Below are 22,263 nucleotides of genomic sequence, written 5' to 3'. Positions count from 1 at the left end.
TTAGGCCAATTCGGCATGACGCGACAGAACAACCCGACCTCCGCCAGGACCGACCGAGCGCTCATCTCATACATTCAGGCCGAATTGAGCGCGCCCGCGATCGCCATCGCCGGCTATGCCGAGATTCTCCTGGACGAAGTCCGAAAATCCGGCGCGGCGACGTTCCTCGACGATCTAGAGCGTATTCATCTCGCAAGCCGTACGCTTAGCGATCTCATCTCGTCCTTGATTGATCCGATTCGCTCGCGCCCCCCTCAAGAGGGGGCGGACGCCGACGCCTATCGACGGCAATTGCGCCATGATTTGCGAACCCCGATCAACGTCATCAAGGGCTATGGCGAGATGCTCCGGGAGGACGCCGCCGACGGCGGCGCGTCTGCTCTGGTGACGGATCTCGATAGGCTTCTCGGCGAAGCGTCGCGGCTCCTAGAGGGCATCGACCGCTTGGTGATATTTTCGCTGCTGGAGAATCAACGGCCCGGCGCCAACACTTCTCAAGTGAGCGAAGGAGCTGTCCCGGCCGGCATGATAGAGGGTCTCCTGAAATCGGTTCGGCCGATTTCCGAGAATGAAGCGGATGGCGCCGCGCTCCTGCCGAGCCGCATTCTTGTTGTTGACGACAACCCGTCGAACCGAGACCTTTTGCGACGCCGCCTCGAACGGCAAGGCCATTCGGTCATCCTCGCCGAGAATGGAACGACCGCGCTATCATTGGTCGACAGCGAAAGTTTCGATTTGATTTTGCTCGATTTGCTCATGCCTGACATCAGCGGTTTCGAAGTTCTTCTATCCCTTAAGGCCGACGCGCGATTTCAGGATATTCCGGTCATCATGATCTCCGCTTTGGACGAGATCGACTCAATCGTTAGATGCATCGAGGCCGGCGCAGAGGATTATCTTACAAAGCCCTTCGACCCCATTCTTCTTCGCGCGCGAATTGGCTCCTCTCTCGAGAAGAAGCATCTGCGCGACAAGGAACGGGAAGCCTCGGAGGCGTTGCGGATCGAGAAAGAAAGATCGGAGCGGCTTCTCCTCAATATCTTGCCTGCCCCCATCGTTACGCGTTTGAAAGAGGGCGAAACCGTCATCGCCGACCATTTGGCGAACGTCACGATTCTGTTTGCCGATTTTGTGGGTTTCACCCAACTCTCATCGAGGCTTTCGGCTCCCGATTTGGTGGGAATATTGAGCCAGGTCTTTGCGGAATTTGACAAATTGGCGCTGAGATTTGGCGTGGAGAAGATTAAAACGATTGGCGACGCCTATATGGCGGCCTGCGGTCTATTTGGAGGGCGGGAGGATCATGCGCATGCGGTCGCCGACATGGCGCTCGCGATGATCGAAACAGTTAGCCTGATGAATGAAAAGCTGCCCGCCCGGCTCGAGATACGCGTTGGCGTCAACTCAGGCGACGTTGTTGCGGGAGTGATCGGAGCTCACAAATTTATCTATGATATTTGGGGCGACGCCGTGAATGTGGCCAGTCGACTCGAATCGCATGGTTTGCCGTGCCGAATTCAAATTTCTCATTCCACCTATGAAAGTCTGCGCGAGGATTATGTCGTCGAGCCCCGCGGAAACCTCGAAATAAGGGGAAGGGGCTTCATGCAAACATATTTTTTAATTCGAAGAGCGTGAGGACTTTCGGCTTCGCGTCGAGGTCGCGGAGGAGCCCGCTGCGGAAGTCGATGCGTCCCTCGCGCTAAAATCGCGTCGCCGCCGGTCTGAAAATTATCCTGCGCAAGAGACGTAAAGCGTCATAATAATACGAATTAACAAATGATTACATGTCGAAGTGTGCGCGGCCTTTTCCCGACAACGAGGCTGGAATTTGCGAACATCATATTGAATTATATGGATAAAAGGAAACCCGATGGGATGCTGGCGGGAACTTTTCTTTATTGGGGGATCGCTCACTAAATGAGGCTCGATCGGCTCGCCTCAGCAAGCGGGCGTTGGAGGATCACTACAAAAAACAAACGTTTGCGTTGCCAGTTGATGTGACTTACGTTCTTGGCCAACCACGCTAAATTTATGGCCGCTTGCCAGAGTCGGTCGTTAGCGGCAGGAGATGATGAGCGTCCACGTAAGCAGCATTTGGGCGATTCTACCCAAATGCCGCGTGTTCCAAAGAAGGCGCAGCCGCTTCCGGATTTGGTTTTAAGATGAAAGAACTGCAATATTCGAGGGTTTCTATCGCGGAATTGGGAGGGAGATGCGGCGTCGCCGTAAATTTCGCTCCCGGGCGGACTATAAAGGCGAGAGTCCTTCAATCGCTGGGCTTGGGGGCTTAATCGTGATTGGACGGGCCAAAGATAAGGTGGCGAAAGCGACTCGGAAATTCGCAGCAGTCGCTTATGGGCTGGGGTGCATCGCGCTCCTCGCCGCTTGTACGGGCGCGCCGGGGGATGGCGGCGACGGCTTTTCGGGTCAAACGGGCGACCAGGCGGAAATTGCGCGCGTCGCCAACAAATATGTCGCGACCTCCACGCCGGGAACGACCGGCTATTTGATCGGTCCGCAAGATGTCCTGGACGTTACGGTCTTTAAGGCGCCGGAACTGTCAAAGACCATCCAGGTCGCGGAGGATGGAATGATCAATTTGCCTTTGACCGGGCCGATCGCCGCCGCGGGGAGGAGCCCATCACAGGTGGAGCGCGAAATCGAGAAGCGGCTCGACGCCCGCTACATGAAATCCCCGCAGGTCACGGTCTTCGTCAGAGAATTTAATAGCCAACGCGTAACCGTGGAGGGCGCGGTGAGAAGCCCCGGGGTTTTTCCCGTGCGCGGATATGAAACGCTTATGCAGGTCATCGCCAAGGGCGGAGGGCTCGATAGGGACATCGCCTCGAGCAATGTCGTGATCTTTCGCACGGTCGACGGCGCGCGCACCGTCACGCGCTATGATTTCGGCGCCATCCGCAGCGGCGCCGCGCCGGATCCTCAGGTGCTTCCCGGCGACGTCGTCGTCGTCGACGATTCAATGGCGAAGCAGGGCCTGCAGGCCCTGCTCAGGCTCACGCCGCTCGCAACGCCCTTCTATTATCTATTTTGATCGCTCGCTCAGGGGTATGCTCGCTCTGAATCCAACGGGAACGTATGACCAACGATCGTCGCCACGAATTGCTTCCAAAAGGCGGACCGCCGGCGAGCGGCGCGATCGTGGAACATCGTGCGGACCCGGCGAACGTCGGCGCGCCCTACCAGGTTGGCGGATATTATTACAGCGCGTCGCCGGTGGATACCGAGTGGGACCTTCGCAATTATATTCGCGTCCTACTCAAGCACAAATGGCTTATCGTCGCCGCGACGGCCGCATCCTTGGTTCTGGGGCTTCTTCAGGTCATGACGGCGCCGCGGCTTTACACCGCGACGGTTCGGCTGCAAATCGACCGCAGCGTCGCGAAAATTATTGAAAGCGGCAATGTCATGCCGGCCGAGGGCAGCGACATCGAGTTCTACCAGACGCAATATCAACTCCTGCAAAGCCGGAGTCTTGCGGAGAGGGTGGCGGCGCTCAGCCAATTTGCGCGCGATCTCGAGCCGGCCGATAAATCGAAGCTCTCGCAGGCCGACGACTCTCGCGAACGCGCGGCGCGCGAGCGCGGGGCGGTGGATGCGGTGCTCGGGGGCCGCGCCGTCAAACCGGTGGCCGGTTCGCGTTTGGTGGACGTGAGCTACACAGACACGGAGCCGGCGCGCGCGCAAAGAGTCGCCAATGCTTTTGGCGAGGCCTTTATCGCCGCCAATCTCGACAAACGCTTTCAGGCCAACGCCTATGCGAAGTCTTTCCTTGAAGATCAACTCCAGCATTTAAAACTCCGCTTGGAGGAAGCCGAAAAAGCTCAATTGGCATTCGCCGAAAAAGAGCAAATCGTCGCGACAACGGACAAAACATCTATCGCGGAAACCAATCTGGCCGCCGCCAACGCCGCCTTGGGCGGCATTATCGCCGAGCGGATCAGAAACGAACAATCATGGCGCCAGGTGCAAGATGCGTCAGGCATCGATCTCCCCCAAATATTGAGCAATAAGGGGATTGAAGATCTGCGGGCCAGACGAAACCAGTTGGAGACGGAATATCAGGAGAAGTCCGAGACATTCCGACCCGACTATCCTGACATGGTGAAACTGAAGAACAAGATAAAGGAAATAGACCGTCAGCTTGGTTTCGAGATCAAAACGATCAAAGGTTCATTGAAAGCCGCTTTCGAGGCGTCTCTCAGTCAAGAAAACGAAATGAAGCAGCGGGTGGAAAATCTGCGCAGGGAGGCTCTCGATCTCCAAAAGCGCAGCATTCAATATAATTTGCTCAAGCGCGAAGTCGACACGACTCGCTCGCTTTATGAGAATCTCCTGCAGCGCTATAAGGAAGTGGACGTCGCCGGCGGCGCAGGCTCCAATAATGTATTTATCGTTGACGCGGCCCAGACGCCTGGCGCGCCAAGCTCCCCTAACGTGTCGAAGTCGTTGATGATGGCGATGGCGCTCGGCCTGGCTTGCGGCGTCGCGGCCGCCTTTGCGCTCGAGCATTTCGACGACAGGATTTATTCGCCGCTCGACGCCGAATTGGCGACAGGTTTGCCGCTTCTCGGCGTGATCCCTATGATCAAAGACCCAAAGGAGCTTGCGGCGCAGTTCGTCGATCAGCGCTCCGCGCTTTCGGAGGCCTATCGGTCCACGTGTACGTCCTTGCAATTCTCAACGGAAGCCGGCCTGCCTAAATCCATTCTGATCACAAGCGCGGCTCCTTCGGAAGGAAAGTCGAGCACGGCCTACGGCGTTGCGCGCCAATTCGCCGCCATAGGGCTCAAAGTGCTGCTCGTGGACGCCGATCTTCGCCGTCCATCCCTGCATAAGAAATTGGATATCAATAACGATGTCGGTCTTTCAAGCTATCTCACGCGTAAATGCGAGATGCGTTTCGCCATTCGACGGCCCGAAGGCTCCGATGAGAAAGTTTACTTCCTGACCGCGGGCCCCTTGCCACCCAATCCGGTGGAATTGCTTAACGGACCGCGGTTCGCCTCGCTCATCAATGTGAGTGGGCAGGTCTTCGATTTGATTGTCATCGACGGGCCGCCCGTGGCGGGAATGGCCGATACGCTCGTGTTGGCGAATATTACGGAAGCGACGCTGTTTGTGATTGCGGGCGGACAGGGACGCGTAAGCAGCGTCCGTAATGCGCTTAAACGATTGGCGCAGGCGCGCGCGCGGCCGGTGGGGATGATTCTGAATAAGTCCGACGCGAGGTTGGCCAGTTACGGCTATGGCTATGGCTGTGGCTATAGCTATGAGGAGGTTTATGAAGAGGGACGTGGCTCTGATACGGCGCCAGGCGCCGACGAGGGGCCGGAACATACCCAGCCCCTGCAGAAGTTGAGCGATGAGGCAGCCGTCGGTTGACGAAGAGACCGCAGCTTTAAGGGCCGCCTTATATGTGGTTGCGGTTCCATCGTGTTGCGCTCAATTGCGAAATGCGCCCCTCGCCGATGGCGTCGGCGCGTTGCTTCGTGTCGTTGCAAAGGAAGGCGACGCGCTCAAAACCTTTGCCGGGCGTTTAGAAAAATCTCCAGAAGAATTGCAGGAGGCGGCGGCGTTTTACCTTGAGCAGGTCGTCTTGGCTCCGGGCGCTGACAGCTATCGCGTTCTGGGAACGCAAAGACATGCTTCAGCGGCGGATCTTCGTCAAAATCTCGCGCTGCTTTGCAAGTGGCTGCATTCCGATATTTGCGAGGATTTGGCGCGGTCCGTATTTTTCCTGCGCGTCACGCAAGCCTGGAACGATCTTAAAACGCCGGAGCGGCGCGCCGCATATGACGCCGCATTAGGCCTCGAGGCGGCGTCGAATGCCGCATCTCGCGCCTCTCAAACGAAGGGCGACAAAAAAAACGCGAAAGGAGACGCCGCCGGCCGAGAGTCCCGTAGGCGGAAACATCGTGAAGAAGGCCGAAGCCGGCGAATGGTCCATCCTGGAATAGCCGGCCCGAGAGGATTGTGGCGTTTCATTTTGTCTGGGTTGGGGTGGCGCGTCCGCTAGAGCAAGTTCCCAAAAAGTTGACGGACTTTTTCGATCGGAATCTGCTTGGGCTTATAATTTGGCGCGCTTTCTTATGGTTCGGACAATTCCGTCTGATCGGAAAGCGCGCTAAGCGAGATCGAAGGAGCTCCGGCTGTGCTCTATGCCAAGCGGTCTAGCGCTGCGAAATCTTACCCCCTCACGCAGGTCAAATCGCTGCGTGGCGCGATCTTTGGCATTGCCGGACTCGCTCTTTGCTGGCTCGTCGTTTCTCATAGCGTCGTCGCCTATCTTTCCTCGGTTTCATCCGAAGAAGCGCTCAAAATCCGCGCGAATGATTCACGGTCGCTATTGCGTCTCGTGACGGACGAGCTTGGCCCGACCCTCCAGAGCGATAAGACGCGAGCCTCGCCTCGACTATCGTCAGACCAGCTAACGGCATTAAGCGAAAAGGCCGAAACGGCGCTGGCCGCCGCCCCGCTTTCGGCGCGCGCCAATCGCTTATTGGGGCAAGTCGCGGAAGTCCAGGGATCTGAGGAGAAGGCGGAGAAATTCATGTATGCGGCCGCGCGCCGGTCGCTCAACGAAAAAATTGCGGTCGATTGGATGATGCGCAAGAGCGTCGAACGGAAGAGCTATCGCTCGGCCGCATTTTATGCGGACGCTTTGTTGCGATCGACGCCGGAGGTTTCCGCCTATGTGGCGCCGGTGCTAGCGCGAATGGCGGAGGATTCCGCGGCTCGGCCGGAACTCAAGAAGTTGCTCGCGACGAATCCCAACTGGCGAAGCATTTTTTTTGCTCAGCTCGGCGCCTCGCTGACCGATGCGCGCACGCCGCTCGACTTGTTCTTGAGCCTTAAGGACTCTGCGGCGCCTCCCACGACGGACGAACTCAATTACTACGAGTCTTTCCTTTTCCAACATAAGCTCTATGAGCTTGCGTATTACGTCTGGCTGCAATTCCTGCCGCCCGAGAAACTCGCATCCGCCGGTTTTCTGTTTAACGGCGACTTTCAAAGAAAGCCATCGGGCTCACGTTTCGACTGGCGGGCGCCCACCGGCGCCAATGTCATTGCGGATTTCGCATCGCGGCCGGAAAACGCCTCGAACCGCGCGCTCGCCATCGAGTTTGGTCCGGGGCGGGTTGAGTTTCCGGGAGTCTCGCAATCGATCATGCTGCCGCCCGGCGCCTATGCCTTAAAAGGTTCATTCATGGGCGAAATCAGCGGGCCGCGCGGCGCGGTATGGAGCGCGAGATGCATCGATGGCGCAAATCTTGGTCAGAGCCAGATGATCCTCGGATCGTTCCCCAACTGGCGCGCCTTTGAATTTCCCCTGGTCGTGCCAGAAAAAGATTGCGCCGCTCAATTAATAGAATTCAAACTTGCCGCCCGCTCGCCTTCTGAAAAACTTGTCTTCGGCGTTATCTGGTTCGACGATCTTGCAATTTCGCGGGCGGCCACGGGAGCTTTAGATTGAAGGAGCCCACGGGTTCAGAAAAACCTTCCAAGCCAGCCTGAGAGCCCGCGCTGGGCCTCCCGTCCCTCCCTTTTCCTTCCCGGCCTGTGCGCTTTGAACGAAGGCGCCCCTCGGTCGAGAGAGCGAGCCTCTTCGCCGCGATTACGATCCTCGAATTCGGAAGCCCCATACGCGGCGCCCGCCGGAGCCCATACGGAAGATGGGTCGGCGTTCTCTAAAATCGCGCGCGGGCGTATAGAGACAAGCTGCTCGGCTTCTTGTTCGCCGAGCCATTTCGCGGCCGCCGCGCGGCCTTCCGCAAGGTCCGGCGGGCGGCGGTGCGCTCCATGCGCATCGGACGCCAAGATATGGACGAGCGCCTCGTTCAACATGCGCTCGGCCCAATATTTGGGTCTGCGTCCGAATACCCCGGTCAATGAACCCGCCGTTACTTGCATCCAGACGCCGGCGCGGAATAATTGGACGAAGGTCTCATAACGCGATTCGATCCATCTCAGCCTTTCGGGATGAGTCAAAACTGGCACATAGCCGGCGGCCAAGAGTTCGAAAAACAAATGTTCGATGCGTGGCGGGGCGACATCGTGCGGCGGCTCGACAAGGACATATTTGGTGTCGGCGAGCGAGAGAATCTCTCCCGTCCGCAAACCCGCCACCATGTTCGGAGTCACATGGGCGTCAGCGCCCGTGACCAGCCGTAGCGGTATCCCGTTCTCGTCCAGATGGCGCTGTAGCTCCTGCGCCGCCTGTCGAATTTTGGGGCCTGAATTATTATAGACGCCCGGGAAGATATGTGGCGTGCAGGCTTGAATAGCGACGCCGTTGGCTACTGCGATGCGCGCCATTTCCAGAGAAACGGCGAGGTCCGGAGCGCCATCGTCAATTCCGGGCAGGATATGGGAATGAAGATCTATCATGGGCGGGACCCCGACATGATCTGACTTGCTGCAGCGCGAACGTTCCCTTGCCCGCTACCGTAAAGTAAAGAAGCGGGTTGTCGACGTAAAATATATTATTCTCATCGAGCGGTCCGGTCGAGATGGAAGGACGGCTAAATAGCTATCGAGACTTGTTCCCTTATAAAGGAAAAGACAAGCATGATCGGCGCGGCGACAAGGACGAGGCTTCTTGAATTAGCCGCCGCCTCGCCGCTCATCTTTTGGCTGGGGCTCGGAATTATCGGGTCGACGTCAAGAATCTCGCGGATCGAGCCCGCTTGGGGATCGGTCTTCGCCATCGGCTCTCAAATCGCTACAATCCTGCTTTTGGCGTTCGTCATCATTTTTCTCATCATACGACGCCCAGCCATTCGCAAGGCGCCGGGGCTGGCGCCTCGCCTCGCTGGGATCGCCGGATGCGTCTTGCCTTCCTTTATCGCCCTCCTGCCTCGCGCTGAGGTTTCTCCCGCGATAGCGGCGTTTTCGGCGGCGGCTGTTCTTCTAGGCACCATAATGGCGATTTTCGCTGTCCTTTTCCTTGGACGCTCCTTCAGCGTGATGCCGCAAGCTCGGGGTCTGGCGACCGAGGGCCCTTATCGGATTGTTCGTCACCCGCTTTATCTTGCAGAACTTACCGTACTGTTCGGAGCTACATGGGAAATTCGGCAACCGTGGCCCGTTATTGTATTAGTCTGCGCTATCGGGGTTCAAGTTATACGGATGCATTTTGAAGAGAAAATCCTATCTGAAACCTTTCCATCATATCGCCAATACGTAATGAACACGGCAAGATTATTTCCAGGTATTTACTAATTTGCTGCTCTTCTTGCCTAAACGACGCGCCGTCAAAATTGCTCCTCGCCCGTTGCAAATACGCCACAGTCGCAGTTTATCTGGGCGATCGACGATTTCGGCCTTGCCCTTTTTGGCTCCTCCCATAATTCTTGCACAAAGTTTTGCCTATGTTCGAGCGAGCGATTTGAGAGTTCCGCGTTCTTCTCAGGCCAATGGGAGCCCCGCTCATGAAAACCGATAAAATTTTCATTGCGGCGGCGTTGCTTGCGAGCGGCTCGGCTCAGTCGGCGTCGCTTGAGGCCGTCCAGGGCGAAGTTTGGGTGGGCCGCGAAAAGGGGTACAGCATCGTTCAGGGCGCTGCCGAGCTGTCTCCGGGGGACAGGGTTAAAGTCGGGCGCAAGGGTTTTGCGCGCTTGGTCTATCCGGATGGATGCAACGTGAGCCTGAAGGAGAACTCCCTGGCCGCCGTCGCTCAGCATTCTCCCTGCTCATTTAGAGCCCAGGCTGACGGCTCGACCCAGGGAGATAATCCAGCGACGGGCGATGGGGGATTCAACCCGGGATTATTGGCGTTTGGCGCCGGCTTAGCGGGGGCGGCTGCGGGCGGCGCCGTCGCGGCGACCTCTTCTTCCAACCAAGGTTCCGGCAATCAGGAACTCTTTCTTCTCCTTGTCCCGCGGCCCGCGAGCCCGTAATAATTTTCAACGGCCTCGTTTAACGGCAGGTGGAAGTGTTCTTTTTCCTCGCCGTCTTTGGCCTCTTGTCCTGTCTCGTATTGGGAGGCGGGACAAAGGCGGGCTTTTTGTCCGACGCCCTTCTTCAATTCTTATCTATCCCGGTCTTTCTCGTTGCGCTTTGGCGCGTCCTCGATGCGCCGTTCACACGAGAAAGACGGCTTGCGCTTGCATTTTGCGCAACGATTCTCGTCATTCCCCTGATCCAGCTTTTGCCGATGCCGCCCCTAATCTGGACGCATCTTCCCGGGCGCGAACTCGTCGTTCAAACCTTTAGCCTTCTTGGCCATCCGGCCGCCTGGGCGCCCATCAGCGTGGCGCCGGAGGCGACTTGGCTTGCCTTTCTCTCGCTTCTGCCGCCGCTTGCGATTTTCCTTGCCGTTCTCACGCTCGATTGGCGCGAACGCAGGCTGATGAGTTTTGCGCTCATCGCTTTCGGAGTCGTCAGCGTTTTTCTCGGACTGCTTCAACTCGCGCAAGGGCCGACGAGTCCCTTGAGATTCTTCGAATTTACGAATCAGACCGATCCGGTGGGATTCTTTGCGAACCGCAATCACTTCGCGGCGCTGCTTTATTGCTCGATTTTGCTCTGCGGCGCGATGCTCGCGCCCCAGTTCGCGGGATTGTTGTCTGGGCGTAAGAAGGGTCGCCTAAGCGGCGACGGGTCCTATCCTCTGGCGGCCATCGCCGTAGGCGTCGCGCTCGTCGTGCTCATCGCCGGCGAAGTTGTCTCTCGCTCCCGAGCCGGCGTAATTTTGATGGTCGTCGCGCTGGTTGCCGGCTTCGTCCTCTACGGCGACAATCGTCGCGCCGTCGAAAATGTCACTTTCCCTCGGCTCTTGGGCGCAATTGTCGCGCTGGCGATTGTCCTTCTCGGGCAGGCCGCCTTGTCCCGACTGCTCGATCGATTTGACGTCGATCCGCTCGCAGACGCCCGCTTCGTCTTCGCGCGAAGCACAATTGCGGCCGCCAAGAGCGTCATGCCGATAGGGGCGGGAGTAGGAAGTTTTCCTTCGATCTATCCGACTTTCGAAAAATCTGGGGATTTACTCCCGGGAATTTACGCCAACCATGCTCACAATGATTTCCTGGAGGCGTGGCTTGAAACGGGCCTTATAGGTCCGATCTTGTTTGTCATTTTTCTAATTTGGTTGGCTCGGAAGGCGATCGCCGCCTGGGCGTCGTCAAATCCAGATCTTCTCCCTGTCGATCGCGCCTTGATCCGGGCGTCGATCTTGATCATTCTTCTGCTTCTCGGCCATTCCTTCGTCGATTATCCTCTGCGCACCGGCGCAATGATGGCGGTTTTCGCCTTGGCCTGCGGCTTGTTGATTGATCCGCCGATCGCATCGGCGCCCGCCGCGCCTCTTTCGAATAGGAATCGACAAAAGCTTCGCAGAAGGACGATGGCGCCCTCAAAATTGTCGCAGTGAATGAGCAAATCCGCGTTGCGCTCTCGCCAAGGCCAGCAAAGCCCTTCGCCTGGGATGCGGGCCATCGATAATGTCCCCGGAATCAACATCTAGAAAAAGCTAAACCCGCGACAACGAGCCATATTTTAGATGACTCGGGCATTACGCCGTGGCATTACACGAGAACTCTGAAGCTGAGCGGAGCGCTTGCGCCGAGAGAAGTAAAACGCGTGTGGAGGGAAAGAAATTCGATAAGGGGCGGGGAGGCAAGCGTGCATTTGGCGCACCATGGGCGATCGGAAAACATTGCTCGGACGAATTGGAATAAGCGAGTGCCCCTTACGAGCGGGGAGCGGTGGTATGTTGCGCGCTCCCTGCCGCGGCAAGAGACGAAAGCAGAGATCCAGCTGCTTCGCCAAGGTTTCTCGGTTTTCCTGCCGCGCGCGATAAAGACGGTTCGGCATGCGCGAAAATTGCGCACGGCGCCAACGCCGGTCTTCCCATCCTATATGTTTGTCGTGCTTGATCTCGATCGAGACCGCTGGCGATCCGTCAATAGCACTGGCGGCGTCTCAAGCTTGATCATGCAAGGAGAAAGGCCTCTCCCCGTTCCTGGCGGCGTCATCGAGAATCTGCTCCGCCTTACGGATGAGAGAGGCATGGTTCGGTTCGATCGCAATCTGCGCGAAGGCCAATCGGTGCGAGTCGTCGCGGGTCCCTTCGCCAGCGCCATAGGCATATTGGAGCGATTGGACGCCAATGGGCGGGTGCGCGTGCTTTTAGACATTATGAACGGCAAGGTGTCCGCATATTTGGACTGCTCCGCGCTGGAAGCAGCCTGAAGTTAGATGCGGGCCGAAAATGCGTGTCGCGCTTGGCCGTGCGGCGCTCGTATTTCTCTGGGGCGGATGAAGGAGAGTCCTTCACCCGAAGGGCGGTAGCATGCCGAGCGCCCGTTATTTTGTCGCTCTTCGCTCCGCCGCGATATGCCAGAGGCTGTCGCGCTGATCTTCAGTTCGGCGAAGCATTCCAACAAGCGGCTATATTGAAGTGAGCGGACTAACATCTTTTCCAGTCCAGCTTACCTGTCCGATAGATGGCGCTCCGCTACGGGGTTCCGCCAAAGAGACTCTCTCTTGCGAAAATGGCCATGCATTCCCTGTCGTAGACGGCATTCCGGTTTTGCTCCGAGAAGACGTCGATCAGACGATCGGACTTGCTGAATATTCGCTCGCCCGCGCGAGGGCAGGCTCTTCCGTCGGCGACGCAAGGCGGCCCGAACTTTTCTTGGAATCGCTTGGGGTGAGCGAAGATGAAAAGCGGCTTGCCGTCGAGTTTGCGCAAAACGAGTCGCATGTTGATCCCGTGGCCGCCGTGCTGATCGGCGCGACTAATGGAATTGCGTACAAGCACCTCATTGGTCGCCTCCGAGAATATCCTATTCCGAAGATACGCCTGAGCGACGGCGGCGGAAGAACCTTGCTTGACATAGGATGCTCATGGGGACGCTGGTCGATCGCCGCGCGTCGGAAAGACTATCGCGTGGTCGGCCTCGATCCGTCGCTTGGCGCGATTATGGCGGCGAGACGGATCAGCCGAAAGATGGGGCTTTCGATCGATTTCGTCTGTGGCGATGCGCGTTATCTTCCCTTCGCCAGCCATTCCTTTGACAACGTATTTTCATACAGCGTCATCCAGCACTTTTCGAAAGTCGACGCCGCGCATGCTGTGGGAGAGATGTCTCGAGTGACGAAAGACGGAGGAATTGTCCTCGTGCAGATGCCCAATCGTTATGGATTAAGAAGCCAAATGCATTTGGCCAAGCGCGGCTATTCCGAAGGAACAGGCTTTGAAGTGCGATATTGGACGCTGCCCGAATTGGAAAGGCTTTTCTCGCAGGCTGTCGGTCCAACTGAGAGTTCCGTTCACTGCTTCTTTGGCCTCGGGCTTGAGCCAAGCGACTTGCGTCTGATGCCGCCTCACACGAAATTTTTCATCGTCGCTTCCGAGATGCTCAAATATTTCGCCAAACGAGCGCCGGTCCTGCGACGCGTCGCCGACAGCGTCTACATGCGGTCGATCAAGATCGCTTGAGCTTGCAAAGCGCTGCGTTTGTCTGAAGCCGGTCTGGTTTCGGAGGCGCTCTATGGCGCTCTCTTGGCGCGCGTCGTTTCCGTTGCGCGAGGGCCTCAGCAGCAGCATCGAGGCCGACTGAGGGTCGAAGGCGGAATGCGTTGAATTCAGCTTGGCGTCGATACGTCTATGGCGAGGGAAGCAAGCAATCCTGATGTGCGGCGTCAATGGAATTTATGCCTATCACTATGCCGCCAATCCGGTGGATCGAGCCGAACTCTTCAGGACGCGCGACCATATGGCTGCGCGCGGTCCTGATGCGTCGGGCGAATATTTTTCGCAAGAGGGGCGCGTCGGATTGGGGCACCGACGCCTCTCTATTATTGATCTTTCCGAAAATGGCGCGCAGCCCATGGCTTCGCGCGATGGACGGTTTGTCGTCACTTTCAACGGCGAAATATACAATTACCGGGAGCTGCGCGCCGCGCTCGAACATAAGGGGTTTGTATTCCACAGCCAGTCGGACACTGAGATTTTGCTCCATCTATATGCCGACAAGGGCGAGGCGATGGTGCATGAGCTGCGCGGCATGTTCGCCTTCGCAATCTGGGATGCGGCGCGTGGCGTGATGTTTCTCGCGCGCGACCCTTACGGCATTAAGCCCCTCTATTACAGTGACGACGGCTGGACTTTTCGTTTCGGCAGCCAAGTTAAGGCGCTGCTCGCGGGCGGCGCCATCTCTCGCGATCCAGATTCGGCCGGGGCCGTTGGCTTTTATTTATTCGGTAGCGTGCCGGAGCCCTTTACGACTTGCCGTTCCATTCGCGCGTTGCCCGCCGGCGCGACGCTGCTGGTCGACTGCACAGGCGCAAAAGCGCCGCAGCGGTATTATTCGATCGCCGAGGTTTATCGCGACGCGCTGTCGACGCCGAGGAAAAATACTGACGACCTTCGCATCGCGCTTCTCGATTCCGTTCGCAGCCACCTCGTCGCGGACGTTCCGGTAGGAGCATTTTTGTCGTCCGGAATCGACTCGGGCGCGTTGGTCGGACTGATGCGCGATGCAGGCGCGCCAAACATTCAGACGGTGACGATCGGCTTCGAGGAATTCCGCGGCAAGCTGGAGGATGAAACGTCGCTCGCGGCCGAGGTCGCCCGCCTATACGAGACGAGGCACACGACCCGATTTGTCTCCCGCGCGGAATTTGAGGCTGATCTGCCGCGAATCCTCGATGCGATGGACCAGCCGACTATCGACGGCGTCAATACCTGGTTCGTCTCCAAGGCGGCGCGCGAGCTCGGCCTCAAGGTGGCGATCTCCGGTCTTGGCGGCGACGAGCTCTTTGGCGGATATCCCTCATTTCGCGATCTGCCGCGCTGGGCGCAGGCTTTCTCTCTGCCCTCGCGAATCCCCTTTCTTGGCTTGGGGACGCGAAAGCTTCTCGCGCCGCTGACTGGATTTTTCGGCTTGAGTCCCAAGGCGGCCGGAATGCTGGAATATGGCGGGAGCTACGCCGGCGCTTATCTTTTGCGACGTGGCCTCTATATGCCATGGGAATTAGAAGCGGTTCTGGACAGGGAGACCATCGTGCAGGGGCTGAGGCGCCTCGCGCCGCTCCGCTTGATTGATGCAGAGTTGAGATCGGCTCCGTCAAATCCCTTCGCACGCGTCGCGACGCTCGAATCAACCCTCTACATGCGCAACCAGCTCCTTCGTGACACGGATTGGGCCAGCATGGCGCATTCCCTCGAGGTGCGCACGCCGCTGGCGGATCGGACATTGCTGGCGCGGTTGAGTCGAATCAAGCTGAACGAAAATGAAGGTAAGGTGGCGCTCGCCTCCGCGCCGTCACGACCTTTGCCAGAAGCAATCATCGACCGTCCGAAAACGGGCTTCACGACGCCGATTGATGGATGGCTACGCTCGTCTCCGAGTTTTCGTCACGTCCCCATCCGCGCGGCCGAGACGCCGCAATGGGCAAGGATATGGAGCCGCATGGTTGGCGCAGAGGCCAGTTTAAACAGGCATGCGCTGGAAAACCTCGCCACGCTATGATGGCTTTCTTGCTTCATAGACGGAGGATCAAAAAGTAATGATCATGGCTTGTGGCCGCGATAGACGATAGCGCCATGCATATGCTCGCCCTTCTGACGGACGGTCTCGGCGGCGAAGGAGGGATCGGCCGATACAACCGGCACTTGCTGTCGGCGCTCGCGCATTCCAATTCGATCGCGGGCATAACCGTCTTGCCGCGTTTCGCCGCTCAAGCGGATGTGGATGGCAAAATCGACCATCTGGCGCCGTCATCGGGCAGGCTCGCTTGGTGTTTGAGAGCCTTGCGGCTTGCGCTAACGAGTCGGCCGGACATCATATTTTGTGGACATATTTACGCCGCGCCCCTCGCCGCCGCCCTGGCGCAAGCGAGGTCCGCCAAACTCTGGCTGCAAGTTCATGGAATCGAGGCGTGGGAAAGGCCGCGTCGACCGATCATTGACGCCGTGGAGCGGGCGGATCTTGTCACCTCCGTGAGCCGCTATACGCGACGGCGGCTGCTCGAATGGTCGAATGTCGATCCGGCGAGCGTTAGGGTTCTGCCCAATACGCTCACCGGCGGTTACGCCCCGCGGCCGCGTCGTCCTGATCTTGTCGCGCGATGGGGCCTCGAGGGAAAAAAGACGATCTTGACCGTCGGGCGGCTTGCAAGCGGCGAACGGTATAAAGGGCACGATCGCATTATTGCGGCGCTGCCCGCCGTGGCGGCGCGCGTTCCTTCCGTCGTTTACCTTGTCGTCGGTTCGGGCGATGATATGGAGCGGCTCCGCCAATTGTCGCTCGACGTCAATATATGCGATCGCGTGATTTTCGCTGGGCAGGTCCCCCAGGACGAATTGGCGGATCATTTTGCGCTTGCCGACGTCTTCGCGATGCCGAGCGCGGGCGAGGGTTTCGGCATCGTCTTCCTTGAGGCGGCCGCTTGCGGCCTGCCGATCATTGGCGGGGATCGCGACGGAAGCGTCGACGCGCTGGCGGACGGTCGGATTGGACGCCTCGTCGACCCGCTATCGCAGGAGCAAATTGTCGCCGCTCTGATCGCTGCTCTAAATGGCGGCCAGAAGCCGTTTCCCGAAGCCGCGCAGCGTTTCGCCTTCCAGAATTTCGCAAGTCATGTCGACGCTCTTCTCCAAAACTTCGTCCGCTAACGCCGAAAAGGCGGCGACGCCCGTCGATGCGCCGGCCGCGAGCGGAACGATCGCAAAGGAGAGCGAGCGTCTCATCGTCCTGGCGCCAGGGCGCGCCGAGCGCAATTACTGGTCAGATCTCTGGCGCTATCGGGAGCTGTTTGCGATACTCGCTTGGCGCGACGTCGCGGTGCGCTACAAGCAAACGGCGATTGGCATGGGCTGGGCGCTGATCCGCCCCTTCGTCGCCATGGTCGTCTTCACGATCATCTTCGGGCGGCTCGCCGGTCTGCCGACCGAAGGCGACGCGCCCTATCCAATCATGGTGTTTGCGGGAATGCTGCCATGGTTTCTGTTTTCGAGCATCCTCTCGGACGCTTCGGGCAGCCTCATCGGCAACGCCAATCTTATCTCCAAGGTCTATTTCCCGCGTCTCGTGATTCCGGCCGCGGCGGCGGTGGTCGCCTTGACGGATTTTCTCGTCAATCTGTTGATGCTCGCCGCGCTCATGATCTGGTATGGCTTCTTGCCGGGATGGCGGGTTCTCTTGCTGCCGGCCTTCGTCCTGCTCGCCATCATGGCCAGTCTTGGCCCGGCGCTTTGGATCACGGCGCTCAACGTCAAATATCGGGACTTTCGCTACATTATCCCTTTCATCGTGCAATTCGGCGTGTATGTCTCTCCCGTCGGCTTTTCGAGTTCGGTGATCCCCGAGAATTGGCGCTTTTTCTATAGCCTCAATCCCGTCGTCGGCGTCATCGATGGCTTCCGCTGGTGCCTGCTCGCCGGCGAAAGCCGCATCTATCTTCCCGGATTCTTAGCGAGCCTCTGCGTCGTCGCGCTATTCCTCTGGCATGGCGTGCGTTACTTCCGCGCCACCGAACGCACCTTCGCGGATATGGTCTAGAAGGTGAGCGACGTCGTCATCCGCGCCGAGGGACTGGGCAAGAAATATCTTATCGGCCATCAGTCGAACGAGCGATACACGGCTCTGAGGGATGTGCTCGCGCGCACGGCGAAGGGACTTGTCCGTTCGGCCCGAGACATGATCCGCGGCCGCCAGCTCATACAGGGTGATGAGGTTGAGGAATTCTGGGCGCTGAAGGACGTGAATTTCGATGTCCGGCGCGGCGACGTCGTCGGGATCATCGGCCGTAACGGCGCCGGCAAATCGACCCTGCTGAAGATATTGTCGCGCATCACCGAACCGAGCGCGGGCCGGGTCGAGATCAAGGGCCGCGTCGCGAGCCTGCTGGAGGTCGGCACGGGTTTTCATCCGGAATTGACGGGACGCGAGAATATTTTTCTCAACGGCGCCATCCTCGGCATGTCCCGCGCCGAGATCAAACGCAAATTCGACGAGATCGTCGCATTCGCCGAGGTGGAAAAATTCCTGGATACGCCCGTCAAGCATTATTCGTCGGGCATGTATGTGCGCCTCGCTTTCGCCGTCGCAGCGCATCTCGAGCCCGAAATCCTGGTTGTCGATGAGGTGCTCGCGGTCGGCGACGCGGAGTTTCAGAAGAAATGCCTCGGCAAGATGGGAGAAGTCGCAGGGCAGGGTCGGACGGTTCTGTTCGTCAGTCACAATATGGCGGCGGTGCGTCGTCTCTGCCGTCGCGCCATCCTCCTCTCGCGGAGCCGTGTCTTCAAGGACGGCGGAACGGAAGACATTATTGCGCACTACTTCGACATCATGGATCGAGAAGGCTCCGCTTCCCAGGACGAAATAGAAAAGCGGATTGCGGGCTTCCCGCCGGATCCCAATTGCCGGCTTATCCGTGTTCAGCTTCGCCAGGAGGGAAAGCCCCCCGCTCGCGTTGAAAGCGCAAAGCCGCTGGAAGTCGTTTTCGAATACGAGATTCTGCAGGAGACCGTGGGATTTCATGCTTTCTTTCGGCTGTTTGACAATGAGGATTCCATGCTCTTTGAGAGCATCGATTTCGCGGAAGAAGTTGAAGTCCCAAGCGTCGCGCGGGGGAGCTACCGTTCCACCGCCATTATTCCCGCAAATCTGCTGGGCGCGCGACGCTATGAAATCGCGCTTGGCGTCGCCATCGCGCATAAGCGCTATTGCACGCCCGAACTCATTCGCATCCCTTTCGATGTCGAGTTGACCGGAAAAATCAATCAGTGCCTCCCGGGATATGTCTCGCCCGGGAAACTGCTTCCGTCCATCGACTGGCGAATGGAGCAACGGCCGCAATCATGACGGTCGAGCCGGATAAGTTGATGTTTCGAGCGGGTCGTAAGCTACGCCGACTTGGGTTGGCGGCGCTTGCGTTTCCCTTCCGCCCGCGTGACAGAAAAATTGTCCCTGACTTGCGTCGGGGGTTGCCCGCATTAGGTCAAAGGCTTGCTCCTCCCTATTTTCACGGGGTTTACGGTTCGATGGCGGAAGCCGCCAGGGACTGTGGCAATCCATTTGATTCTGCGCCCTGGGTGGAGACGGCCGAATTCGTAACAAGGAGCCTTCTCGCAAGAACTCGATCAGCGAATTTTGTCGTCGACGTTCACCTCATTCCATTCGCGACGCTTGTCGCCGACCTCGCGGCGCGGCGAAATCATGTGCGGGTGCTCGATTTTGGCGGCGGGCAAGGCGATAATTTTATTCAGCTGCAGGCGGCTATCGATGACTCACTGAAATCGAAGATCGAATATCATATCGTCGATACGCCGAACAATTGTAAGGCGGGCGAATTGCTTCTCGCAGAATTCGGCGGGCGCGTCTCTTTTCACCGCGCCGATCCAGATCATGGCGTTCATTACGAACCATCCGCTCGCGGCGTCTACGACATAACAATGCTGTGCGGCACGCTGATGTACATCGATGGATGGAAAGAACTGCTCGCCGATCTGGCCGCGAGGACAAGTGATTATTTATACATAACGCGCACTTTACACACTTCAGCGGCTCCAACGTTCTACGCCAACCAGTTCATAGTTCCGAGCGTTGGTCCCTGGGCGGGAAAATATATTGGAAGAATAGCAACAGCGATTATCTCTCCCGCAGAGATCGAGGATCTGGCGGCGAGAGAGGGATTTACGCCGAGTCTCGACGCGCTTTTATTCGCATACGACCATCGCATGTCCTCGAACGCGCCGCCTTACAATCAGATTTTTCAGGCGATGACTTGCTTCTCAAAGCGTCCGCCGCTCAATGATTCGCCCGAGATAAATGCCCGTCTGGCGCATTGATGGTCGACCAAGAGTTTACGAGCGGGAGCCTCAATAAATGACGGTAGAGGTGTTCGAGCGCCAAGGCGTTAAATATGCCGAAGTAATCCGCGCCGACATAAGAGTCGATATTACGCGCTTTTTTTCGCCCCCTGAATCCTCGTTTCAATTTGGATTGCTCGCGCATCAGGCGGGCTTCTTCGAGGCGCCGCATTATCACAAGCCGTTTCAAAGAGAGATCGCCGACCTTCAGCAAATGTTCGTGATGCAGCGCGGCGTCGTTGTGATCGAGCTCTATACCGACGATGGCGAGTTTTTCCAGGCGATCGAATTGCGAACGGGAGATGCGATCGTTCTCATTCACGGCGTTCATGCCCTTCGCGTCGTCGAGGATTTTCAGGCTATCAGCGTCAAGCAGGGGCCGTTTCTCGGAACCGAGAATGACAAAATCAATGTAGAGGCGAAAAAGAAATGATCCCTGTCTTCGAACCGGATTTCGGCGAAGACGAGATCGCTGCGGTCGTGGCGGCGCTGCGTCGTGGCGAGATATCCGGGTCTTTTGGAAAGGACATCAGCGAATTCGAAGAGGCGTTCGCGAGCTTTTGCGGCTGCAAATATGGCGTGGCGACGACGAGCGGAACCACGGCGCTGCACCTTGCCGTCGCCGTGTTGGACCTGCCGCCGGGCAGCGAAGTTCTGATGAGCGCCTCAACAAATGTCGCGACGGGCTTAGGCGCCTATCACAATGGAATGATTCCCATCGGAGTCGATTCAGAGCGGCAAACCTGGAATCTCGACATCGATCTTATCGAAGCGCTGATAACGCCCAAGACAAAAGCGATCATTCCGGTTCACTTATTTGGTCATCCCGTGGACATGGAGCGTCTTTGCGCAATCGCCGACAAGCATGGGCTTAAAGTAATTGAGGATTGCGCTGAAGCGCACGGCGCTCGTGTGCGAGGGCGCGTTGTCGGCGGCTTTGGCGATATGGGCTGTTTCAGTTTCTACGCGAATAAGATCATCACGACTGGCGAAGGCGGCATGGTCGTCACGAATGACCGTGCTCTTGCCGAACGGCTTCGCCTGCTGCGGAACCTCGCTTTCACGCAACCGAGATTTCGTCACGAACTTCCGGGATTTAATTTCCGGATGACTGCCTACCAAGCAGCGATGGGCGTTGTACAAACCAAGCGAATTGAGAAAATTGTCGAGGCGAAGCGCGCAATGGCTGAACGCTATCGGCGATTGCTCGGCCAAATCCCGGGCATTGAGCTGCCCAGAGAAATGGATTGGGCCTATCATGTATATTGGATGTACGCGGTTATCGTCAGGCCCGAGTTTGGCGTCGCGCGCGACGAACTCGCCGCAGCGCTGAAGGAGCGCGGCATCGAGACGCGGACATTCTTTCATCCCATCAATACGCAGCCTTGCTTCAGCAAGGTTCTTGATGCGCGTTCCGTTCCGACGCCCGTGGCCGACGACCTCTGGAAGACCGGACTTTATCTGCCTTCCAGCCATACGCTGAGCGAGGAAAGAATTTCAATGGTCGCGACAGCCATTTACGAAATTGGAAGGCAAGTGAATTCGTGAGCTTTTATCAGGGCCGATACGCTGAGCTCTATGATCTATTTTATTGCGACAAGCCCTATGCGGATGAAGCAAGATTCGTTCATGACCGCTTATGTTGGCACGCTGGCGAGCCGCCGCTGCGGATTTTGGAGCTTGCTTGTGGCACCGGCAGGCATGCGATCGAGCTCGCCAAATTAGGATGCTCTATCACTGCGACCGACTGTTCCGACAGCATGCTTAAAGTCGCAGCGCAGAAAGGCTCTCAAGCCCGCGCGAATATAACATTCGACCTCTGCGATATGAGCGCATTGCCGACGACAGAGCAGCCCTTCGACGCGGTTATCTGCCTTTTCGATTCGATTGGCTATTTGGGCGCAGATGAAAACATAGCAAGCATGCTCGACGGCGTTCGACGGAATCTTAAACGCGGCGGATTATTTTTGTTCGAGTTCTGGCATGCCGACACAATGGTAAAAAAATTCGAGCCTGTGCGAATAAGACGACTGGAAACAGATACGTCGTCGATCATTCGACTCTCGGAAACGACTCTCGACATCGAGCGACGTCAGGCGCATGTGAGGTATGATATTTATGAACTGAAGCAAAATGGCACTTATGAATTTTTTTCTGAAACGCAATCAAATCGCTTCTTTACGGTCGACGAAATGGAGGGGTTCGCCAATAGGGCTGGATTCGAGCCGCTTGCGGCCTATGCGGGCTTCTCGGAATCGTTGGATATTACGGATGAAACTTGGCACATAGTGGCGGTGTGGCGAAGGAGCGATAAGCCAAGCGAGGTTGGAACGAATAAATGAACATAGCGAATAAGCTTCGTGATATCCGCAATAAATTGATCAAGCCGCTCGCCGACCATCTCGGAGAAATCCGAA

General features: G+C 57.5%; 19 protein-coding genes and 2 pseudogenes. 20 read left to right on the top strand and 1 reads right to left on the bottom strand.

Annotated elements, in window-relative coordinates; all coding sequences use genetic code 11:
* The first annotated feature begins 15 nt into the window (after window positions 1-15).
* The 6 genes and pseudogenes from V3H18_RS00415 (at window position 16) to V3H18_RS00390 (ending at window position 7,498) form a co-directional block, all read left to right on the top strand.
* Window positions 16-1,638, top strand: coding sequence for an adenylate/guanylate cyclase domain-containing protein (locus V3H18_RS00415; RefSeq protein WP_332079882.1), 1,623 nt, complete (start codon window positions 16-18; stop codon window positions 1,636-1,638).
* Window positions 1,639-2,320: 682 nt separating this feature from the next.
* Window positions 2,321-3,055 carry a polysaccharide biosynthesis/export family protein gene (locus V3H18_RS00410; protein WP_332079880.1) on the top strand — a complete coding sequence of 245 codons (735 nt, stop codon included), beginning with the start codon at window positions 2,321-2,323 and terminating at the stop codon, window positions 3,053-3,055.
* Between the two features lie 44 nt (window positions 3,056-3,099).
* A pseudogene (locus V3H18_RS16615) lies at window positions 3,100-3,453 on the top strand (Wzz/FepE/Etk N-terminal domain-containing protein); the annotation flags it as partial.
* A gap of 159 nt (window positions 3,454-3,612) precedes the next feature.
* Window positions 3,613-5,406 carry a GumC family protein gene (locus V3H18_RS00400; RefSeq protein ID WP_332079877.1) on the top strand — a complete coding sequence of 598 codons (1,794 nt, stop codon included), beginning with the start codon at window positions 3,613-3,615 and terminating at the stop codon, window positions 5,404-5,406.
* Entirely contained in the window at window positions 5,387-6,040 is a 654-nt protein-coding gene (locus tag V3H18_RS00395) for a DnaJ domain-containing protein (RefSeq protein WP_332079875.1), read from the top strand. The genes V3H18_RS00400 and V3H18_RS00395 overlap by 20 nt, the downstream gene beginning before the upstream one ends.
* A 534-nt stretch (window positions 6,041-6,574) precedes the next feature.
* Entirely contained in the window at window positions 6,575-7,498 is a 924-nt protein-coding gene (locus V3H18_RS00390; protein ID WP_332079874.1) for a hypothetical protein, read from the top strand.
* Window positions 7,499-7,512: 14 nt separating this feature from the next.
* Here V3H18_RS00390 and V3H18_RS00385 read toward each other — a convergent pair whose 3' ends face one another.
* The gene (locus tag V3H18_RS00385; RefSeq protein WP_332079872.1) at window positions 7,513-8,412 is read right to left on the bottom strand and encodes a tyrosine-protein phosphatase; all 900 of its coding nucleotides are present in this window, start codon (window positions 8,410-8,412) and stop codon (window positions 7,513-7,515) included.
* 180 nt (window positions 8,413-8,592) lie between these two features.
* Between V3H18_RS00385 and V3H18_RS00380 the strand changes: the two genes are divergently transcribed.
* The 14 genes and pseudogenes from V3H18_RS00380 (at window position 8,593) to V3H18_RS00320 (ending at window position 22,188) form a co-directional block, all read left to right on the top strand.
* Window positions 8,593-9,246 carry a methyltransferase family protein gene (locus V3H18_RS00380; RefSeq protein ID WP_332079870.1) on the top strand — a complete coding sequence of 218 codons (654 nt, stop codon included), beginning with the start codon at window positions 8,593-8,595 and terminating at the stop codon, window positions 9,244-9,246.
* A 209-nt stretch (window positions 9,247-9,455) separates the two neighbouring features.
* Window positions 9,456-9,923 carry a hypothetical protein gene (locus tag V3H18_RS00375; RefSeq protein ID WP_332079867.1) on the top strand — a complete coding sequence of 156 codons (468 nt, stop codon included), beginning with the start codon at window positions 9,456-9,458 and terminating at the stop codon, window positions 9,921-9,923.
* Window positions 9,924-10,030: 107 nt separating this feature from the next.
* Entirely contained in the window at window positions 10,031-11,395 is a 1,365-nt protein-coding gene (locus V3H18_RS00370) for an O-antigen ligase family protein (RefSeq protein ID WP_332079866.1), read from the top strand.
* Window positions 11,396-11,604: 209 nt separating this feature from the next.
* Window positions 11,605-11,997 (top strand): annotated as a pseudogene (locus V3H18_RS16610) (transcription termination/antitermination NusG family protein); the annotation flags it as partial.
* Between the two features lie 36 nt (window positions 11,998-12,033).
* Window positions 12,034-12,216 (top strand): transcription termination/antitermination protein NusG, encoded by a 183-nt coding sequence (nusG, locus tag V3H18_RS00365; RefSeq protein ID WP_332079865.1) that lies wholly within the window; start codon window positions 12,034-12,036, stop codon window positions 12,214-12,216.
* A 460-nt stretch (window positions 12,217-12,676) separates the two neighbouring features.
* Window positions 12,677-13,468, top strand: coding sequence for a class I SAM-dependent methyltransferase (locus tag V3H18_RS00360; protein WP_332079864.1), 792 nt, complete (start codon window positions 12,677-12,679; stop codon window positions 13,466-13,468).
* A 193-nt stretch (window positions 13,469-13,661) separates the two neighbouring features.
* The gene (gene asnB / locus V3H18_RS00355) at window positions 13,662-15,503 is read left to right on the top strand and encodes an asparagine synthase (glutamine-hydrolyzing) (protein WP_332079863.1); all 1,842 of its coding nucleotides are present in this window, start codon (window positions 13,662-13,664) and stop codon (window positions 15,501-15,503) included.
* 74 nt (window positions 15,504-15,577) lie between these two features.
* A complete protein-coding gene (locus V3H18_RS00350) occupies window positions 15,578-16,648 on the top strand; it encodes a glycosyltransferase family 4 protein (protein WP_332079862.1) in 1,071 nt (356 codons plus the stop codon).
* A complete protein-coding gene (locus V3H18_RS00345) occupies window positions 16,614-17,534 on the top strand; it encodes an ABC transporter permease (RefSeq protein WP_332079861.1) in 921 nt (306 codons plus the stop codon). Before V3H18_RS00350 ends, V3H18_RS00345 begins: the two co-directional genes overlap by 35 nt.
* Window positions 17,535-17,537: 3 nt before the next feature.
* A complete protein-coding gene (locus V3H18_RS00340; protein ID WP_332079859.1) occupies window positions 17,538-18,839 on the top strand; it encodes an ABC transporter ATP-binding protein in 1,302 nt (433 codons plus the stop codon).
* Window positions 18,836-19,825, top strand: a complete 990-nt coding sequence (locus V3H18_RS00335) for a class I SAM-dependent methyltransferase (RefSeq protein WP_332079858.1) — start codon at window positions 18,836-18,838, stop codon at window positions 19,823-19,825. The genes V3H18_RS00340 and V3H18_RS00335 overlap by 4 nt, the downstream gene beginning before the upstream one ends.
* A gap of 37 nt (window positions 19,826-19,862) precedes the next feature.
* Complete coding sequence (locus V3H18_RS00330; RefSeq protein ID WP_332079857.1) at window positions 19,863-20,279, top strand: cupin domain-containing protein; 417 nt, start codon at window positions 19,863-19,865, stop codon at window positions 20,277-20,279.
* Window positions 20,276-21,394, top strand: a complete 1,119-nt coding sequence (locus V3H18_RS00325; protein WP_332079856.1) for a DegT/DnrJ/EryC1/StrS family aminotransferase — start codon at window positions 20,276-20,278, stop codon at window positions 21,392-21,394. The genes V3H18_RS00330 and V3H18_RS00325 overlap by 4 nt, the downstream gene beginning before the upstream one ends.
* Entirely contained in the window at window positions 21,391-22,188 is a 798-nt protein-coding gene (locus V3H18_RS00320) for a class I SAM-dependent DNA methyltransferase (protein WP_332079855.1), read from the top strand. The genes V3H18_RS00325 and V3H18_RS00320 overlap by 4 nt, the downstream gene beginning before the upstream one ends.
* The last annotated feature ends 75 nt before the right edge of the window (window positions 22,189-22,263 follow it).

Source organism: Methylocystis borbori (assembly GCF_036576025.1).
Taxonomy (GTDB): Bacteria; Pseudomonadota; Alphaproteobacteria; order Rhizobiales; family Beijerinckiaceae; genus Methylocystis; species Methylocystis borbori.
The sequence above is the reverse complement of the archived record's forward strand: the minus strand, read 5'-3'. Positions and strand labels throughout refer to the sequence as shown.

What these genes read in the sequence shown, in the direction of transcription:
- V3H18_RS00415 (WP_332079882.1), top strand. Translation starts at nt 16, where the DNA reads ATGACGCGACAGAACAACCCGACCTCCGCCAGGACCGACCGAGCGCTC.
- V3H18_RS00395 (WP_332079875.1), top strand. Translation starts at nt 5,387, where the DNA reads ATGAGGCAGCCGTCGGTTGACGAAGAGACCGCAGCTTTAAGGGCCGCC.
- V3H18_RS00390 (WP_332079874.1), top strand. Translation starts at nt 6,575, where the DNA reads ATGTATGCGGCCGCGCGCCGGTCGCTCAACGAAAAAATTGCGGTCGAT.
- V3H18_RS00385 (WP_332079872.1), bottom strand. Translation starts at nt 8,412, where the DNA reads ATGATAGATCTTCATTCCCATATCCTGCCCGGAATTGACGATGGCGCT.
- V3H18_RS00380 (WP_332079870.1), top strand. Translation starts at nt 8,593, where the DNA reads ATGATCGGCGCGGCGACAAGGACGAGGCTTCTTGAATTAGCCGCCGCC.
- V3H18_RS00375 (WP_332079867.1), top strand. Translation starts at nt 9,456, where the DNA reads ATGAAAACCGATAAAATTTTCATTGCGGCGGCGTTGCTTGCGAGCGGC.
- nusG (WP_332079865.1), top strand. Translation starts at nt 12,034, where the DNA reads ATGGTTCGGTTCGATCGCAATCTGCGCGAAGGCCAATCGGTGCGAGTC.
- asnB (WP_332079863.1), top strand. Translation starts at nt 13,662, where the DNA reads ATGTGCGGCGTCAATGGAATTTATGCCTATCACTATGCCGCCAATCCG.
- V3H18_RS00350 (WP_332079862.1), top strand. Translation starts at nt 15,578, where the DNA reads ATGCATATGCTCGCCCTTCTGACGGACGGTCTCGGCGGCGAAGGAGGG.
- V3H18_RS00345 (WP_332079861.1), top strand. Translation starts at nt 16,614, where the DNA reads ATGTCGACGCTCTTCTCCAAAACTTCGTCCGCTAACGCCGAAAAGGCG.
- V3H18_RS00335 (WP_332079858.1), top strand. Translation starts at nt 18,836, where the DNA reads ATGACGGTCGAGCCGGATAAGTTGATGTTTCGAGCGGGTCGTAAGCTA.
- V3H18_RS00330 (WP_332079857.1), top strand. Translation starts at nt 19,863, where the DNA reads ATGACGGTAGAGGTGTTCGAGCGCCAAGGCGTTAAATATGCCGAAGTA.
- V3H18_RS00325 (WP_332079856.1), top strand. Translation starts at nt 20,276, where the DNA reads ATGATCCCTGTCTTCGAACCGGATTTCGGCGAAGACGAGATCGCTGCG.